Consider the following 2,252-nt stretch of genomic DNA (forward strand, 5'->3'; position numbering starts at 1 on the left):
CCCCCGGTCACCGCGTTGAACCCGTTGACGATGGCCGTGTTGAAGGGAGAGACCAGCGTTGGGTGGATGAAATACAGCAAGTTGGCGACTGCTGGGCCCAAGCCTTTGATGCCAATTGCATCAATGCGCTGTATGGCGGCCACTACGTCTTCTGCGCAGTCACAGTGATCGCAAGTGTGAAGAAGATCTGCGAAGGCGAGCTGGTTGCTCGTGTTCTCGTAGATGTCCGGAATCCGCAGCTTGGGTTTCCAGAGGAAAGCGTGGTCCGCACCCTTGAAGATCTGGCGCTGCTCCGCCACGGACCCGACGATTGTCTCCAGCGAGGAGCCTCGGTAGGCGTTGCCAAACGTTCCGGCCCGGATGTCCTCCACCACTTGCGCAATGCCTCGGCGAATGGAGCGGAAGTTCTTGATCCGCTGATCCCACAAGAACCAGGTGTTGTAGGTGCTGCTGGGATCTGCCTTCCAGCAGTCAATGAGGGTGGCCAGGGGGTCATGCATCTGTTGTGAGGCGCTTGCCAATGTTCTGAGCACTGGGGAAATACATCGAAAAACAAGTCCTGCCATCGGCCGAACTCACAGAGATGCGGCCTCGGTGCGCATGAACAATCGCCTGGGTGATAGACAAGCCCAAGCCCGCACCGTCGGAGTCCAGTTGCTTGCGCGACTTGTCTGCCCGAAAGAAGCGGTCGAAAAGGCGGGGGATCATCTGCGCGTCGATGGAAGGTCCAGTGTTGACTACATCCACGGTGGTTCCGTGAACGTCCCCTTGAATGTCAACGACCACCTGTTCTCCAGGGGGGGTATAGCGAATGGCGTTGGACAGGAGATTGCTCAGCGCCCGACGCAGCATCAACCGATCGCCAGTGATCTCTGCCGCCCCAATAAGCTGCAGACCGACCTGCTTTTCTTCGGCAAGGGCCTCGTAGAAGTCAAACAGGGCCTGTGCTTCGTCGTGGACAGCAATTTTTTCCGTACTGGGAAGAATGAGTCCGTGGTCGGCTTTCGCCAGGAACAACATGTCAGCCACCATGCGGGCCAGGCGCTGGTACTCCTCGGCGTTGGAGGCCAGTATGTCCTGATACTCCTCAGAGGCGCGAGCCTGGCTGAGCGTGACCTGGGTCTGTGTCATCAGATTGTTGATCGGCGTACGCAGCTCGTGAGCCAGGTCCGAAGAAAACTCGGACAACCGGTCGAACTCCTCCTTCAGGCGCCGGAGCATCTCGTTGAGGGTGGTCGCCAGGTCGGCCATCTCCACCGGAAACTCCTCGGTTGGCATCCGCTCGTCCAGCCGCTGCGCCGTGATCGCCATGGCGCGAGACCGCATGGTCCGAAGTGGGGCCAAGCCATTCTTTGCGGCCCACCAACCCAGTATTCCCGCCACCAGAGTGGCTAACGCCACGTAACCCACTAGCGTCTGAATCAAGGCGTACATGAAGTGCTTGTGGTGGGCAATGTCAACTGCCACCCAAACCTGCAGCGGCGGCTCGGCGGAACCTGGCAACGTCACAGATGCTGACATTCCTCGGTACTCCCGCTCTGCGGTTTTCCAGGATGCAACCCCCAGTCGGGCCTGCTGGGTCTGGGCGATGAGGTCCTCTGGAAACTGGAAATCCGGAGTCGCGTAGAGCGGATCTCTGTCACGGAAAACGCTGACAAAAAGGCCCTCATGGCTGTGCAAAACGTCGTCCAGCCGAATTTTGAGGTCCTGCGGTGACGTGGATTTTCCTATCACCTCACGTGTGAGGTGAATTTTGTCGCGCAGAGCATCGCGGTCGAGTTCCACAAAATGCCGGTCAATGGAAATGGCAACAAGTGTCCCCAGGCCAACAAGCACGAGCCCGGAAGCCAGCGTAAAAAAGACTGTCAGTCGTGTCGTGAGCGAGTACCGAGCTATCACACATTCTCCTGGGGTGCCTCAAGCACATAACCCATGCCTCGCACCGTCTGAATCAGCTTGGCGTCATAGGCATCGTCAATTTTGGCCCGAAGCCTGCGCATTGCCACCTCGACCACGTTGGAATCGCTGTCGAAATTCATATCCCACACCTGCGACGCGATCAGAGAGCGAGGCAAAACCTCCCCTTGGCGACGCATCAGCAGCTCCAGCAGCCCGAATTCCTTGGGTGTGAGGTCGATGCGTTTGCCGGACCTGCTGACTCGACGCCGCAGAAGGTCCAGTTCAAGATCTGCCACCTGCAGAATAGTCACCTCGGCGCCACTGCGGCCGCGCCTCAGTATGGTCCGTGCCCT

General features: G+C 58.6%; 2 protein-coding genes and 1 pseudogene. All 3 read right to left on the bottom strand.

Features of this window, described 5'->3' with window-relative positions; all coding sequences use genetic code 11:
- Positions 1-500 (bottom strand): annotated as a pseudogene (locus DBR23_RS25515) (type II restriction endonuclease); the annotation flags it as partial.
- On the bottom strand, positions 493-1,899 hold the full coding sequence (locus tag DBR23_RS25520; RefSeq protein ID WP_108499958.1) for a heavy metal sensor histidine kinase: 1,407 nt from the start codon (positions 1,897-1,899) through the stop codon (positions 493-495). The gene DBR23_RS25520 and the pseudogene DBR23_RS25515, both read right to left, overlap by 8 nt.
- Positions 1,896-2,252 (bottom strand): winged helix-turn-helix domain-containing protein (locus DBR23_RS25525; protein ID WP_199227802.1); only part of this gene is annotated, 357 nt, incomplete at its 5' end. The genes DBR23_RS25520 and DBR23_RS25525, both read right to left, overlap by 4 nt.

Source organism: Acidovorax sp. HMWF018, from assembly GCF_003061035.1.
GTDB classification, from domain to species: domain Bacteria; phylum Pseudomonadota; class Gammaproteobacteria; order Burkholderiales; family Burkholderiaceae_C; genus Acidovorax; species Acidovorax delafieldii.